The following is a 14,501-nucleotide window of genomic DNA, read 5'->3' as shown; positions in this document are numbered from 1 at the left end:
CGAACCGCAGAACGTACTGCAACGCGGCGCCAGCGACCCAGCCATGCGATTTGACCGATTTTCCCGGAGCGACTGATGAACAACGATATCCCCCACCTGCCCATTTACATGGACTACAGCGCGACGACGCCGATCGATCCGCGCGTGGTGGACAAGATGATTCCGTATCTTCGCGAGCAGTTCGGCAATCCGGCCTCGCGCAGCCACCAGTACGGCTGGGACGCGGAGCGCGCGGTCGAGGAAGCGCGCGAGCAGGTCGCGGCGCTGGTGAACGCTGATCCGCGCGAGATCATCTGGACGTCGGGCGCGACCGAATCGGACAATCTCGCCATCAAGGGCGCGGCGCACTTCTATAAGAGCAAAGGCAAGCACATCATCACGGTGAAGACCGAGCACAAGGCCGTGCTCGACACCTGCCGCGAGCTCGAGCGCGAAGGCTACGAAGTCACGTATCTGGACGTGAAGGAAGATGGTCTGATCGACCTCGACACGTTCAAGGCGGCAATCCGCCCGGACACCATTCTCGTTTCCGTGATGAGCGTGAACAACGAGATCGGCGTGATTCAGGACATCGAGGCGATCGGCGAGATCACGCGTGAGAAGGGCATCATTTTCCACGTCGATGCGGCGCAGGCCACCGGCAAGATTCAGATCGATCTGCAAAAGCTGAAGGTCGACCTCATGTCGTTCTCGGCGCACAAGACGTATGGCCCGAAGGGCATCGGCGCGCTGTATGTGCGTCGCAAGCCGCGCGTGCGCATCGAAGCGCAGATGCACGGCGGCGGCCACGAGCGCGGCATGCGCTCCGGCACGCTCGCGACGCATCAGATCGTCGGCATGGGCGAGGCGTTCCGCATCGCGCGCGAAGAAATGGCGACGGAAAACGAGCGCATTCGCATGCTGCGCGACCGCCTCCTGCACGGCCTGCAGGAAATCGAAGAGGTGTACGTCAACGGCGACATGGAACGCCGCGTGCCGCACAACCTCAATATCAGCTTCAATTTCGTCGAAGGCGAGTCGCTGATCATGGCGGTGAAGGACGTGGCGGTGTCGTCGGGTTCGGCGTGCACGTCGGCCTCGCTCGAGCCGTCGTACGTGCTGCGCGCCCTCGGCCGCAACGACGAACTCGCGCACAGCTCCATCCGCTTCACGGTCGGCCGCTTCACGACCGAGCAGGACGTCGATTACGTCGTCAACCTGCTCAAGAGCAAGATTGCGAAACTGCGCGACCTGTCGCCGCTCTGGGAAATGCACAAGGACGGCATCGACATTTCGAGCATCCAGTGGGCTGCGCACTGAACGAAGCGCACTGCGTCCACGCGAAACGAACATACGGAGAGTTGAATCATGGCTTATAGCGACAAGGTTCTGGACCACTACGAAAACCCGCGCAACGTCGGCTCGTTCGCGAAGGACGACGACGCTGTCGGCACCGGCATGGTCGGCGCGCCGGCATGCGGCGACGTGATGAAGCTGCAGATTCGCGTGGGCGCGGACGGCGTCATCGAGGACGCGAAGTTCAAGACGTACGGCTGCGGTTCGGCCATCGCGTCGAGCTCGCTCGTGACCGAATGGGTGAAGGGCCGCACGCTCGACGAGGCGCTGTCGATCAAGAACACGCAGATCGCCGAAGAACTGGCGCTGCCGCCGGTGAAGATCCACTGCTCGATTCTCGCGGAAGACGCGATCAAGGCAGCGGTCGCCGACTACAAGCAGCGTCACGGCGCGGCGGACCGCCAAGCCGAAGACGCGCAGGCGAAGCAGCACGCAGCGTAAGCCGGCATCACGCAGGTGGCAGGGAAAGGCCGCAGCGCCGCCGCCCCAACGCGGCGGCGCTGCGGGAAGCACGATTTGAGCGCGAGAGACGCGACGACTATGGCAATCACGTTGACGGAGAAGGCGGCACAACACGTGCAGAAGTATTTGACGCGGCGCGGCAAGGGCGTGGGCCTGCGCCTGGGCGTGCGCACGACCGGCTGCTCGGGTCTGGCTTACAAGCTCGAATATGTCGACGAACTGGCGCCCGAAGACATGGTGTTCGAATCGGCGGGCGTGAAAATCGTGATCGATCCAAAGAGTCTCGCGTACCTCGACGGCACCGAGCTCGATTTCGCGCGCGAAGGGCTGAACGAAGGTTTCCGCTTCAACAATCCGAACGCGAAAGACGAATGCGGCTGCGGCGAATCGTTCCGCGTTTGACGCGCGTGACGCCGGCGGTTTCGGCACAAGAGGCGGCGCGGGCCGCCTTTTTCATTCGCGCATCCCGAACTCACTGATAACGCCATGGCAACGCTCACCGACAGCCACTTCGATCTCTTCGGCCTGCCGCCGACTTTCGCCGTTGACCGCGACCGGCTCGACGACGCCTACCGCACCGTGCAGGCGCAAGTGCATCCCGACCGCTTCGCCGCCGCCGGCGACGCGCAGCGCCGGCTCGCGATGCAGTGGGCCACGCGCGCCAACGAGGCGTATCAGACGCTGCGCGATCCGTTAAAGCGCGCGCGCTATATGCTGTCGCTGCGCGGCATCGACGTCGGGGCGGAGAACAACACGGCGATGGAGCCTGCGTTCCTGATGCAGCAGATGGAATGGCGCGAGAATATCGAAGATGCCGCCGCGGCGAAGAACGTCGGTGCGCTCGAATCGCTGCTGACCGAATTGCGCGATGAGGAGCGCGTGCGCTTCGCCAAACTGGAAGCGCTCATCGACAGCAATGCGGATCAGGCGGCGAGCGAAGCGGTGCGTCAGCTGATGTTTATCGAACGCGTCGCGCATGAGATCGGCGCTCAGATCGAGCGGCTGGAAAACGCCTGAAGGCGAGCGCACTCGCACTCGAGCACGACAAGAAAACACAGGCCCAGCGCGCCACACAACCCCACAAGACCAACGATGGCTTTACTGCAAATCTCAGAACCCGGCATGGCGCCCGCGCCGCACCAGCGGCGCGTGGCGGTCGGCATCGATCTCGGCACCACGAACTCGCTCGTGGCCGCCGTGCGCAACAGCGTGCCCGAAGCGTTGCCCGACGAGGACGGCCATGTGCTGCTGCCGTCGGTGGTGCGCTATCTGGAGAAGGGCGGCCGGCGCATCGGCCGTATCGCGAAGGAAGAAGCCGCGACGGATCCGCGCAACACGATCGTGTCGGTGAAGCGCTTCATGGGCCGCGGCAAGAGCGAAGTGGAAGGCGCGGAAAACGCGCCGTACGATTTCGTGGACGCGCCCGGCATGGTGCAGATTCGCACGGTCGACGGCGTGAAGAGCCCGGTCGAAGTGTCGGCGGAAATTCTCGCGACGCTGCGCTACCGCGCGGAAGACACGCTCGGCGAGGATCTCGTCGGCGCGGTCATCACGGTGCCCGCCTATTTCGACGAAGCGCAGCGCCAGGCCACCAAGGACGCGGCGAAGCTCGCGGGCCTCAACGTGCTGCGCCTGCTCAACGAGCCGACGGCCGCGGCCATCGCGTACGGCCTCGACAACGCTTCCGAAGGACTGTACGCCGTCTACGATCTCGGCGGCGGCACCTTCGATCTGTCCATCCTCAAGCTCACGAAGGGCGTCTTCGAAGTGCTCGCGGCGGGCGGCGATTCCGCGCTCGGCGGCGACGACTTCGACCACGCGCTGTATCGCCATGTGCTGACGCAAGCCGGCATTCAGCCGAAGACGCCGGAAGACGTGCGCCTGCTGCTCGATCGCGTGCGCACGGCGAAAGAGGCGCTCTCGTCGGCCAGCGAAACGCGCGTGCAGGCGAGCCTGTCCTCGGGCGACACCATCGACGTGGCCGTGACCGAAGCGCAGTTCGCCGCGCTCACCGAATCGCTCGTCGCGCGCACGCTCGGGCCGACGAAAAAGGCGCTGCGCGACGCGAAGGTGACGCCCGCCGATATCAAGGGCGTCGTGCTGGTCGGCGGCGCGACGCGCATGCCGGTGATCCGCCGCGCGGTGGAAGCGTTCTTCGGCCAGCCGCCGCTCGTCAATCTCGATCCGGATCAGGTCGTCGCGCTGGGCGCGGCGATTCAGGCGGACCTGCTCGCGGGCAATCGGCGCGGCGAGGGCGACGACTGGCTTCTGCTCGACGTGATTCCGCTGTCGCTCGGCGTCGAAACGATGGGCGGTCTCACCGAGAAGATCATCCCGCGCAATTCGACCATTCCGACGGCGCGCGCGCAGGACTTCACGACCTTCAAGGACGGCCAGACGGCGATGGCGATTCACGTCGTCCAAGGCGAGCGCGAGCTCGTCTCCGACTGCCGCTCGCTCGCGCGTTTCGAGTTGCGCGGCATTCCGCCGATGGCGGCGGGCGCGGCGCGCATCCGCGTCACGTATCAGGTGGACGCGGACGGGCTGCTGTCGGTGTTTGCCCGCGAGCAGACGTCGGGCGTGGAGGCGTCGGTGGTGGTGAAGCCGTCGTACGGTCTCGCCGATGACGACGTCGCCCGCATGCTCGAAGAGAGCTTCAAGACGGCCGAGACCGACATGCGCGCCCGTGCGCTGCGCGAGGCGCTCGTCGAAGCGCAGCGCCTGATCGAAGCGACGCAGGCCGCGCTCGCCGCCGACGGCGAATTGCTCGACGAGGCCGAACGCGCGCAGATCGAAACGCTCATCGGCGAACTGGCGGCGCTCTCGCAAGGCGAGTCCGTCGAGCAGATCGACGAGGCGACGAAGGCGCTCGCCGCCGCCACCGACGAATTCGCCGCGCGCCGCATGAACAAGAGCATTCGCCGCGCGCTCGCGGGCCGCAAGCTCGACGACGTCTGATCCACTCAAGCATTCACGGAAAACCATGCCTCAAATCGTTGTGCTGCCTCATGTCGAACTTTGCCCGGACGGCGCGGTGATCGACGCCGACGTCGGCAAGAGCATCTGCGACAATCTGCTGGAACACGGAATCGAGATCGAGCACGCGTGCGAGAAGTCGTGCGCGTGCACGACCTGTCACGTCATCATCCGCGAGGGCTTCAACGCGCTCGAACCGTCCAGCGAGGACGAAGACGATCTGCTCGACAAAGCCTGGGGTCTCGAGCCGACATCGCGGTTATCATGTCAGGCGATGATGCCCGCCGAGGACGATCTGGTGGTCGAGATTCCCCGGTACTCCATCAATCACGCCAAAGAAAATCACTGACAGGAGGCTCGCCCATGAAGTGGACAGATACTCAGGAGATCGCGATGGCCCTGACCGACGCGCACCAGGATGTCGATCCGCAATATGTGCGTTTCACGGACCTGCATCGCTGGGTGACCGAGCTGGAAGGTTTCGACGACGACCCGCAGAAATCGAACGAAAAAATCCTCGAAGCCATTCAGGCGGCGTGGATCGAAGACGCAGACTACTGAGTCCGCCTCTTCACTGATTGCCAAACGACGGCGGCGCTCGCAAGAGCGCCGCCGTTTTTCGTTTGTGCGAAGCGCCGGCCAATCTTGACAGAACTTGACGCTGCGCGCGTTGTTGCGCGCCTATCCGCCCCTTAAAATCCCGCCCTCTGCGTGCTGGCAAACGATGCTGGCCGTCACCATAACGTCCGGACGCCGTCGCTGCTCGCGGGTAAATCCTTTGCATTGCAAACGAATATCACGATGACCGCGCCGCGGCGGCGCGTTCGTCAGCGCCTGCGCGCGTTCAGAAGGCGTTCATTCGAGGAGAAGTACATGGGGAAACTCGGCCTGTCGCGTCGCGGTTTTCTGAAGGCGGGGGCGCTCGCGGGCGTGTCCGTGTTCATCGCGCCATTGGGCAGCCGCGCGTTCGCCGCGCTGTTCGAAGAGCGCATTCTGACGCCCGTTCAATGGCATGCGACGAAGTTCCGCATCGACGGCATCGCGAAAGTGACGGGCGACAAAGTCTTCGCACGCGATATCCGCGCGAAGGACATGCCGCATTGGCCGCAAGAACAGTCGCATGCGCTGATCCTGCGCACGACGCTCGCGGATCGTCTCTACGAAGGCATCGACCTTTCGATTCTCGACGGCGGTCTCGCGCCCGATCGCGTCGTGACGGCGGATGACCTCGCGCGCGACAAGCTCGCGTTTCCCGCCTTCTACGGCGACGACATGCTGCTGCCCGCTGGCAAGACGCCCGCGTATCTTGGTCAGGCGGTCGCCATCCTGATCTATCACGACTTCGCGCGCTTCCGTCTTGCGAAGGACAAGCTCCAGTTCCGCGAAGGCGTCGTCCGCTATGGCGCGACGACCGGTTTCATCGAGCGCGATCCGTGGGCGTCGTTTCGCTTCGTGCGCGTGGGCGGCAAGACGCCGTTCGACGACGACGCGTTCTCCAGCCTGAAAGACTCGCCGCTTTTCCCGCACATGATGAAAAAGCGCGAGCCCGTGTGGGCCGACGCGAACGAGCACGGCAAGCTCGACGAGCAGGGCATGTTTCACGCGCAGGCCATTGCTAACGCGCTGGATCATCCGCCGGGAGAATGGCTTGTCGTGGATCGCGAATACAAGACGCAGTCCGTCGATACCGCCGCGCTCGAACCCGACAACGCGAACTGCTGGTACGACGCGGCAACGCAGTCGCTGCACATGGTCGTGCCGACGCAAGGGCCATACGAAGTCGCGCAGAGCGCACTCGAAATGGCGGCGAAATCGCGCTTCACGGTGAAGAACTTGTTCCTGCATCCGTGCTACACGGTCGGCTACGGCTCGAAGGATCACTTCAACGTGCCGTTCTACGGGCTCGTCGCGGCGATGTACGGCGACGGGCGCCCGGTGCGTCTCGCGTTCGACCGCTTCGAGCAGTTCCAAAGCTCGCTCAAGCGCCACGCGTTCGACATGCGCTATCGCATGGCAGTGGACAGGAAGACCGGCAAGATTCAGGCATTCAAGGGCGAGTTCATCGCGAACGGCGGTGGACGCTGCAATTTCTCACCCTCGGTGGCGATGGTCGGCGCGACCGCCGCGCAATCCATCTACTACATTCCGCAGAGCGACCTGACGGCGGTGGCGATCGCTTCGCGCGCGGTCGATGCCGGCTCGGCGCGCGGCTACGGCACGCTGCAAAGCATGGCGGCGACCGAAATGATGATCGACGACATCGCCGCGCAACTCGGCACCGACCCGATCGACCTGCGTCTTGCGAACGTCATGCGCACCGGCATGAAGAACACGCAGGGCGCGATCCCGGCAGGCGCCGTGCGCGCGGAAGACGTGCTGCGTCAGGCGAAGGCGCATCCGCTGTGGACCGGGCGCGCGCAACGCAAGGCGGAGTACGAAGCCGCGCATCCGGGCATACGCTACGGCGTTGGCTTCGCGTGCGTGCAGAAAGACTTCGGCACCGGCGCGGAGAGCGCGTTCGCCAAGGTCGAGTTCAGCGCGGACGGACGCATCGCGCTGTCGCACTCGGGCGCGGAGATCGGCACGGGATCGTCGACGGCGCAGGCGCTCGTCGTCGCCAAGTGGCTCGGCAAGCCCGCCGCCGAGGTCCACATGGCCGTCACCGACTGGGCGGATCTGCCGGTCGTCACGAGCGGCGATCCGTACCTCATGTCGCAGGCCGAGCAGGACAGACTGAGCGCGAATCCGCGCTGGTCGCCCGCGTACATGTCGCCGGCGAGCGCGACGAATTCTGCGTACTACTTCTCGCACGCGACGCGCGAGGCGGCGCGCGTGCTGTTCCGCCACGGCCTCTGGCCCGCCGCGATGGCAATTTGGGGGCAAGGCATCGGCGGCGGTCAGGCGGCATCGTTCGTCGTGCGAATCGAAGACGCGCGCTGGAGGGACGGCAAACTGTCCGCCGACGGTCTGGAGCCGATTCCGTTCGACGTCCTCGCGAAGAAGGCGCACGAACTCGGGCTCGCGACCGGCGCGGTCGTGCACACGTTCAACCGCTGGCAGTGGAGCGAAGCGCAGTTCGATATCGCAGGCACGGCCGATCAGTTTCCGCTCGACGGCTTGTCGGTTCGCTTCGGCAGCGGTGGGGCCGATAAAGGCAAGACGACCGCCAACGGGTATCACGTGCTCGACCGCAAGCGCGTGACGATTCCGCCCGTGCAGCGCAATAACGCGATGGTCACGTACTACAGCGCGGTAGGCACGCTCGTCGAGCTGGCCGTGAACGAGGCGAGCGGCAAGGTGGAGCTGCTGTCGCATCACTCGATTCTCGAATGCGGCAATCCGATCGCGCCGCAGCTCGTCTCGGGGCAATTGCAGGGCGGCCTCGCGATGGGCATCGGGCACGCGCTGCACGAGTATCTGCCGCTTTACGAAGACGGCCCCGGCAACGGCACGTGGAACTTCAACCGCTACCGGCTGCCGCTCGCGAGCGATGTCGCCGTGTGGAATCAGACCGGCGACGTGCTGCCGCCGCTCAGTGAGACCGATCCGCCGAAGGGCATCGCCGAAGTGGTGATGATTCCGGTGGTCGGGGCCATCGTCAACGCGATCGCGCACGCGATCGGCCATCGCTTCACCGATCTGCCGGTGACGCCGCAGAACATTCAGGAGGTGCTCGCATGACGGCCATCCCATCCGCCGCGGGCGTCGACATGCGCTCGCTTTCGATGACGATCAACGGCAACAAGATCGGCCCAATGCCGGTGCCGTCCGGTTTGCCGATGATCGATTTTCTGCACGAATACGCCGGTCTCACGGGCTCGCGGCTCGGCTGCGGACAGGGCGTGTGCCACGCGTGCGTGGTGATCGTCGATCACGCGGACGGCAGGAGCGAGGAAGTGCGCACGTGCATCAGCGGCGCGCACTTCTTCGACGGCAAGACGGTGCGGACCATCGAAGGGCACGCGAAGCGCAACGAACACGGCGAGGTGGTCGAGCTTTCGCCGGTGCAGCAGAAGTTTCTCGATCATTTCAGCTTCCAGTGCGGCTATTGCACGCCCGGTTTCGTCAACGCGACGACGGTGCTGATCGAGCGGCTCAAGCGCGAGCCGATCGCAAAGGATCAGATCGAAGCGACGATCATGGCCGCGCTCAACGACCACATCTGCCGCTGCACGGGCTATGTGCGCTACTACCAAGCCGTGAAGGACCTCGTGCTTGCCACGCCCGGACTCGTGAAGGACGCCGCATGATGACATCGATCATGACGCGCACCGTGCGCCGCTCGTTCATGCGCGTGCTTCCCGTTGCACTTGCCGCGCTCACGCTGTCCGCATGCCATGGCGAACGCGATGTCGCGCAGAAGACTGCCGCTTCGCCGGAAGTCGTCGCTCGCGGACGCTACCTCGCGCAAGCGGCCGACTGCGCTGCCTGCCACACGGCCGAAGGCGGCGCGCCGTTCGCGGGCGGCGTAAAGCTGGAGTCGCAATTCGGCACGTTCTATGGCAGCAACATCACGCCCGATGCGAAGTACGGCATCGGCAAATGGACGTCCGCCGCGTTCTACGCGGCGCTGCACGACGGCAAGACGCCGAACGGCAAGCTCTATCCCGCGATGCCGTACACGTCGTACCGGCAGATGTCGCGCGAGGACAGCGACGCCATCTACGCTTACCTGATGGCGCAGAAGCCCGCGGCGGTGCCGAACGTGGAAGCAAGTCTGCGCTTCCCGTACAACGTGCGCTTCGCGGTGCGGTTCTGGGACATGCTGTTCCTGAACGACGCGCTGCCCGACGCATCCACGGGACAATCAGCCGACTGGACGCGCGGCCGCTACGTTGCCAACGCGCTCGGGCACTGCGCGGAATGCCACACGCCGCGCGGCGCGTTCGGCCAGCTCGCGGACGCGAAGACGCTCCAGGGCGGCGCGCTCGGACGCATCGCCGCGCCGGATATCACGCCGGCAGCATTGGCGGCGCGCGGCTGGACCGGCGCGGACTTGCAGGCGTACTTCTCGACGGGCGTCGCGCGGCAGGGATCGGCCTTCGGGGAAATGCATCGGGTCGTCTATCTGAGCACGCAGCATCTGACTCGCGACGACGCGCGCGCGCTCGCGACGTATCTGCTCGGCGACGCGCCGCCCCCGCCAGCGCCGGTAAAGCCGCAATCGGCCGGCGCGGCGCAACTCGCAGCCGGCCGCAATCTGTACCTCGATTCGTGCGCCGGCTGTCACGGACGCGAAGGCGAGGGCAAGCCGCACGTCGCCGTCGCGATGAAGGACAACTCGACGCTGCGCCAAGGCGACGCGCGTAATCTGATCGTGTCGATGCTCGACGGCATCGAAGGGCAGCCGTTCGCCGGCGTCGAACGCATGCAGCCGATGCCAGGCTTTGCCGCAACCTACAGCGACGAGCAGATTGCGCAGTTGGCCAACTATCTGCGGGCGACATGGGGCGGCCAGCCCGGCGATGTCACCGCCGACAAGGTGAAGTCGCTGCGCTGATGTGCGAAGGCCACGCATTGCGTGGCCTTCTTCTTTTTGATGCTGTCAAACGCGCATGCCGCGCTCGGCCAGTTGCCGCTGCAACGTCGGCCACATCTTCGACACCGCCTCTTCGCCTGCAAGTATCGCGGCGTTGCGCTGGCTGAAGTCGCTGCTGCTCATCGCGTTCAGATTCGGGCGGATGACCGCGTTCGCGTATTTGTCCAGCTCGTAAGCCTTGATCGACTGGCCCATGATGGTGAACGTCTGCATCAGCACGTCGAACGAACTCTGCGTGAGCGCCGTTTCCGGCCGCGCGGAGATATCGACCGCGATCACGAAATCCGCGCCCATCTTGTGCGCGAACGCGGCGGGCACCGGGCTCACGAGTCCGCCATCGACATATTCGTGGTCGCCGATCTTCACCGGCTCGAAAATGGACGGCACGCTGCACGACGCCCGCACGGCCACGCCGGTATTGCCGCGCTGAAAGAGAATCGGCTGGCCGGTTTTCAGGTCGGTGGCGACGATGCCGAGCGGCTTCGCCATCTTCTCGATCGGCCGGTTGTCGAGCGTCTTGTTCAGGAAGTTCTGCAACGCCACGCCTTGCAGAATGCCGCGCGCGCGAAAGGGCATCGCCCAGTCGCTGATGGAGGCTTCGTCCATGGTCAGCGCGAGCTTGTTCATCGCGATGCCGGTCATGCCGGACGCGTACAGCGCGGCGATCACCGAACCCGCGCTCGTGCCCGCCACCAGATCGACGCGCACGTTCCGCGCTTCCAGCGCCTTGATGACGCCGATATGCGCGAACCCGCGCGCCGCGCCGCCGCCGAGCGCGAGGCCGATTCGCGCGGCGCGTTGCGGCTCCGGCGCCGGCGTAGTTGCGACCGGCGCGCTCTTGCCGCCGAGGCCGCCGCCGCCCGTGCTCGTGCACGCTGCGAGAATGGACGACGCCGCCGCGAGCGAGAATGCGCGGCGGGAAATGAGACGTGACGATGAATTCAAGTGAGACTCCAGCGATGCGGCGAGTGTGCGATTGCATGCGCGTTTCCGGGTGCTTAAGAAACGGCGCGCACATCATAAAACAAAAGGCGCGGGCTCAGGCGCGAGGCGGGCGGCGGGTATAATTTCGGGTCATCGAGCCGGTGCCCGACGCGTGTCCGACGTGCGTGCATCCCGGCCGGCAACCGCTTTCGTGCAAGAGCCAACGGCGCTTTCACGCGCCGCCCATTCGCCTCTTCGCTCTCTCGCTCGGCCGCTTCTTTCGCCGGGCGAGCGCAAACATTCGAGTACATCGAGAAAACAGCAATGACCCAAGTCCGTACCCGCTTTGCCCCGAGCCCGACCGGCTTCATCCATCTCGGCAACATCCGCTCCGCGCTCTATCCGTGGGCGTTCGCGCGCAAGATGAAAGGGACGTTCGTGCTGCGTATCGAGGATACGGACGTCGAGCGTTCGACAGAGGCGTCGGTCGACGCGATTCTCGAAGGCATGGCGTGGCTCGGCCTCGATTTCGACGAAGGCCCGTTCTATCAGATGCAGCGGATGGACCGGTATCGCGAGGTCGTCGGCCAGATGCTGGAGAAGGGCCTGGCGTACCACTGCTACATGTCGACGGAAGAGCTCGACGCGCTGCGCGAGCGTCAGCGCGCCGCCGGCGAAAAGCCGCGCTATGACGGCACGTGGCGTCCGGAACCGGGCAAGACGCTGCCGACGATTCCGGAAGGTGTGAAGCCGGTGGTGCGCTTCCGCAATCCGCTGACGGGCGTGGTCGCATGGGACGACGCGGTAAAGGGGCGAATCGAGATATCGAACGAAGAACTCGACGACCTCGTGATCGCGCGCCCCGACGGCACGCCGACGTACAACTTCTGCGTGGTGGTCGACGATCTCGACATGAAGATCACGCATGTGATCCGGGGCGACGACCACGTGAACAACACGCCGCGCCAGATCAACATCCTGCGCGCGCTCGGCGGCGAAACGCCGGTCTATGCGCATCTGCCGACCGTGCTGAACGAGCAGGGCGAAAAGATGAGCAAGCGTCACGGCGCGATGGCGGTGATGGGTTACCGCGATGCCGGGTACTTGCCGGAGGCGGTGGTCAACTATCTGGCCCGACTCGGCTGGTCGCACGGCGATGCGGAGATTTTCTCGCGCGAGCAGTTCATCGAATGGTTCGACCTGGAGCATCTTGGCAAGTCGCCCGCGCAATACGACCACGACAAGCTCAACTGGTTGAACGCGCACTACATCAAGGAGGCGGACAACGCGCGCCTCGCCGGGCTGACGCGGCCGTTCCTGCTGCAAGCCGGTATCGACGCCGCGGCCATCGACAACGGCGCGCCGCTCGATCAGGTCGTCGGGCTGCTGAAGGATCGCGCGTCGACGGTGAAGGACATCGCCGATAATGCCGCGATGTTTTATCGCGAGCCCACGATCGAAGCCGACGCGTTCGCGCAGCATGTGACCGACGCGGTGCGCCCGGCGATCGCGGACCTGCGCGCGGCGCTCGAGCAAGCCGAGTGGAGCAAGGAGGGCATCTCGGCGGCATTGAAGGCGACGCTCGGCGCGCACAAGCTCAAGATGCCGCAACTCGCGATGCCGGTGCGCCTGCTCGTCGCGGGCACGACGCATACGCCGTCCATCGACATCGTGCTGATGCTGTTCGGCCGGGATGTGGTGCTGCGTCGTCTGGAGCGCGCGGCCGCTTGAGCGCAGACGCGCGCAAGGACGCTGAAGAAGCCCTTGCGCGCGTTCGCGAAGTGATAAGTGAAAAAATTGTCGGTTCTATCACCAGAAGGTATTTACAACTTCAAAAACGGCCTATAGAATCTCGTTTCTGTTCTGCAAGGGGGTATAGCTCAGCTGGGAGAGCGCTTGCATGGCATGCAAGAGGTCAGCGGTTCGATCCCGCTTACCTCCACCAAGAACAGATGAAGTGATTGCGAGTTGTTCTCCGGGTTTCGGAAGTCGCAAAAAATACTTCACAAGTAACGCGAAGTTGTTTAGAATCTCGGTCTTCGCTGATTTGCAGCAGTTAATTAGCGAAGCAAGCGGTAAAGACAGAATCACAAGTTTCTGTCCCCTTCGTCTAGAGGCCTAGGACATCACCCTTTCACGGTGAGTACAGGGGTTCGAATCCCCTAGGGGACGCCAGATTTCAGGCGGCTGCTAGAAAATGCGCTGTCGGTTTCATGAGGTGACTAGAGCCTCGTGGAGCAAGGAAAGAGCTGGAGCGGTAGTTCAGTTGGTTAGAATACCGGCCTGTCACGCCGGGGGTCGCGGGTTCGAGCCCCGTCCGCTCCGCCAACGTTTTGCGAGCAGGAAATACTCCGGCTGATCAGCCGGTTTTTTTTCGCCGCAGGATTGCAGGAAGTTTGCTGTCCCCTTCGTCTAGAGGCCTAGGACATCACCCTTTCACGGTGAGTACAGGGGTTCGAATCCCCTAGGGGACGCCAGAACATCGGCGGCTGCTAGTACCAAGCGCTGCATATTTTTCGAAGACTGGTCTTCGAAAAACGATGAAAAAAAGTTGGAGCGGTAGTTCAGTTGGTTAGAATACCGGCCTGTCACGCCGGGGGTCGCGGGTTCGAGTCCCGTCCGCTCCGCCAGCTTGTTGTGAAAAAATCCAGCCTTCGGGCTGGATTTTTTTTGCCCGTTTTTCGCTTCGCCCGATTCGGTCTTCTCGCCGGAATCGCATTTTCCATTGCCAGCAGGCGCGCGCTGTCTTAGTGTGGAGGCACTGTCCCGTGCCTGCATGCGTGCGATGCTCGACCCGACCGAAGACCTCTCGCTCTACCAACTCCGCCAGGCGACGATGGCCGACTTCGCCTTCGCCGAGGCCCTCACGCACGACAACATGGTCGGTTATTACCGGCGTCACAATCTTGTCTGGCGCGGCGACCTGTTTCTTTCCAGCTGGCGCGAGTCGGAGAACTTCATCCTGCAGGCGGACGGCGTCCCGGTCGGCGTCATGCGCGTGACCGAAGAAAACAACTCCCTGCATATTCGCGACGTGCAGATTGCGCCGGGCTACCGGGGACGCGGCGCGGGCACGTTTCTGCTGAACACGGCGCATCGCTGGGCGCGGGCCCGCGGGCTGGCGGAATGCCAGCTGCGCGTTTTCGTCGACAACCCGGCGGCGCGCCTTTATATGCGGCTCGGATATCGTCCGGCCGGACCCAGGCTGGCCCAACTCGGCGCCATTCGACATATGGTCCGGCGAGTCTGAGCCGACGCAGGGGCG

13 protein-coding genes and 5 tRNA genes are annotated in these 14,501 nt (G+C 64.4%); 17 read left to right on the top strand and 1 reads right to left on the bottom strand.

From position 1 onward, the window contains the following. Positions 1-75 precede the first annotated feature (75 nt). The 10 genes from NCR35_RS09745 to NCR35_RS09700 all read left to right on the top strand — a co-directional run bounded on the left by NCR35_RS09745 (position 76) and on the right by NCR35_RS09700 (position 10,273). Positions 76-1,299 (top strand): IscS subfamily cysteine desulfurase, encoded by a 1,224-nt coding sequence (locus NCR35_RS09745; RefSeq protein WP_206466554.1) that lies wholly within the window; start codon positions 76-78, stop codon positions 1,297-1,299. A gap of 48 nt (positions 1,300-1,347) precedes the next feature. Beyond that, positions 1,348-1,776 carry a Fe-S cluster assembly scaffold IscU gene (iscU, locus tag NCR35_RS09740; protein ID WP_250534200.1) on the top strand — a complete coding sequence of 143 codons (429 nt, stop codon included), beginning with the start codon at positions 1,348-1,350 and terminating at the stop codon, positions 1,774-1,776. Between the two features lie 99 nt (positions 1,777-1,875). Next, positions 1,876-2,199, top strand: a complete 324-nt coding sequence (gene iscA / locus NCR35_RS09735) for an iron-sulfur cluster assembly protein IscA (protein ID WP_175940523.1) — start codon at positions 1,876-1,878, stop codon at positions 2,197-2,199. Positions 2,200-2,283: 84 nt separating this feature from the next. Next, entirely contained in the window at positions 2,284-2,814 is a 531-nt protein-coding gene (gene hscB / locus NCR35_RS09730; protein ID WP_244846649.1) for a Fe-S protein assembly co-chaperone HscB, read from the top strand. 75 nt (positions 2,815-2,889) lie between these two features. Beyond that, a complete protein-coding gene (gene hscA / locus NCR35_RS09725; protein ID WP_250534199.1) occupies positions 2,890-4,755 on the top strand; it encodes a Fe-S protein assembly chaperone HscA in 1,866 nt (621 codons plus the stop codon). Between the two features lie 25 nt (positions 4,756-4,780). Further along, positions 4,781-5,122, top strand: a complete 342-nt coding sequence (gene fdx / locus NCR35_RS09720) for an ISC system 2Fe-2S type ferredoxin (RefSeq protein ID WP_206466551.1) — start codon at positions 4,781-4,783, stop codon at positions 5,120-5,122. A gap of 14 nt (positions 5,123-5,136) precedes the next feature. Then, positions 5,137-5,334: a Fe-S cluster assembly protein IscX gene (gene iscX, locus NCR35_RS09715; protein ID WP_175940519.1), complete on the top strand. Its 198-nt coding sequence runs from the start codon at positions 5,137-5,139 to the stop codon at positions 5,332-5,334. 312 nt (positions 5,335-5,646) lie between these two features. Further along, positions 5,647-8,454, top strand: a complete 2,808-nt coding sequence (locus tag NCR35_RS09710) for a xanthine dehydrogenase family protein molybdopterin-binding subunit (protein WP_250534198.1) — start codon at positions 5,647-5,649, stop codon at positions 8,452-8,454. Then, positions 8,451-9,023 (top strand): (2Fe-2S)-binding protein, encoded by a 573-nt coding sequence (locus NCR35_RS09705; protein ID WP_250534197.1) that lies wholly within the window; start codon positions 8,451-8,453, stop codon positions 9,021-9,023. The genes NCR35_RS09710 and NCR35_RS09705 overlap by 4 nt, the downstream gene beginning before the upstream one ends. Further along, positions 9,020-10,273, top strand: a complete 1,254-nt coding sequence (locus tag NCR35_RS09700) for a c-type cytochrome (RefSeq protein ID WP_502801665.1) — start codon at positions 9,020-9,022, stop codon at positions 10,271-10,273. The genes NCR35_RS09705 and NCR35_RS09700 overlap by 4 nt, the downstream gene beginning before the upstream one ends. A 45-nt stretch (positions 10,274-10,318) precedes the next feature. On the opposite strand, the gene NCR35_RS09695 is transcribed toward NCR35_RS09700, so the two are convergent. Beyond that, positions 10,319-11,257 (bottom strand): patatin-like phospholipase family protein, encoded by a 939-nt coding sequence (locus tag NCR35_RS09695; protein WP_250534196.1) that lies wholly within the window; start codon positions 11,255-11,257, stop codon positions 10,319-10,321. A gap of 303 nt (positions 11,258-11,560) precedes the next feature. Between NCR35_RS09695 and gltX the strand changes: the two genes are divergently transcribed. From gltX to NCR35_RS09660, 7 genes are all read left to right on the top strand, one after another. Continuing rightward, complete coding sequence (gene gltX / locus NCR35_RS09690) at positions 11,561-12,967, top strand: glutamate--tRNA ligase (RefSeq protein ID WP_250534195.1); 1,407 nt, start codon at positions 11,561-11,563, stop codon at positions 12,965-12,967. A 138-nt stretch (positions 12,968-13,105) separates the two neighbouring features. Further along, a tRNA-Ala gene (locus tag NCR35_RS09685) sits at positions 13,106-13,181 on the top strand. Between the two features lie 154 nt (positions 13,182-13,335). After that, positions 13,336-13,411: transfer RNA gene (locus NCR35_RS09680), tRNA-Glu, on the top strand. A gap of 76 nt (positions 13,412-13,487) precedes the next feature. After that, positions 13,488-13,564: transfer RNA gene (locus tag NCR35_RS09675), tRNA-Asp, on the top strand. Positions 13,565-13,637: 73 nt separating this feature from the next. After that, a tRNA-Glu gene (locus NCR35_RS09670) sits at positions 13,638-13,713 on the top strand. 76 nt (positions 13,714-13,789) lie between these two features. Further along, positions 13,790-13,866: transfer RNA gene (locus NCR35_RS09665), tRNA-Asp, on the top strand. Positions 13,867-14,021: 155 nt separating this feature from the next. Beyond that, positions 14,022-14,486: a GNAT family N-acetyltransferase gene (locus NCR35_RS09660; RefSeq protein WP_244846637.1), complete on the top strand. Its 465-nt coding sequence runs from the start codon at positions 14,022-14,024 to the stop codon at positions 14,484-14,486. Positions 14,487-14,501: the final 15 nt, after the last annotated feature.

It is taken from the genome of Caballeronia sp. AZ10_KS36, assembly GCF_023631105.1.
Taxonomy (GTDB): domain Bacteria; phylum Pseudomonadota; class Gammaproteobacteria; order Burkholderiales; family Burkholderiaceae; genus Caballeronia.
This window is presented reverse-complemented; position numbering and strand designations above follow the sequence as displayed.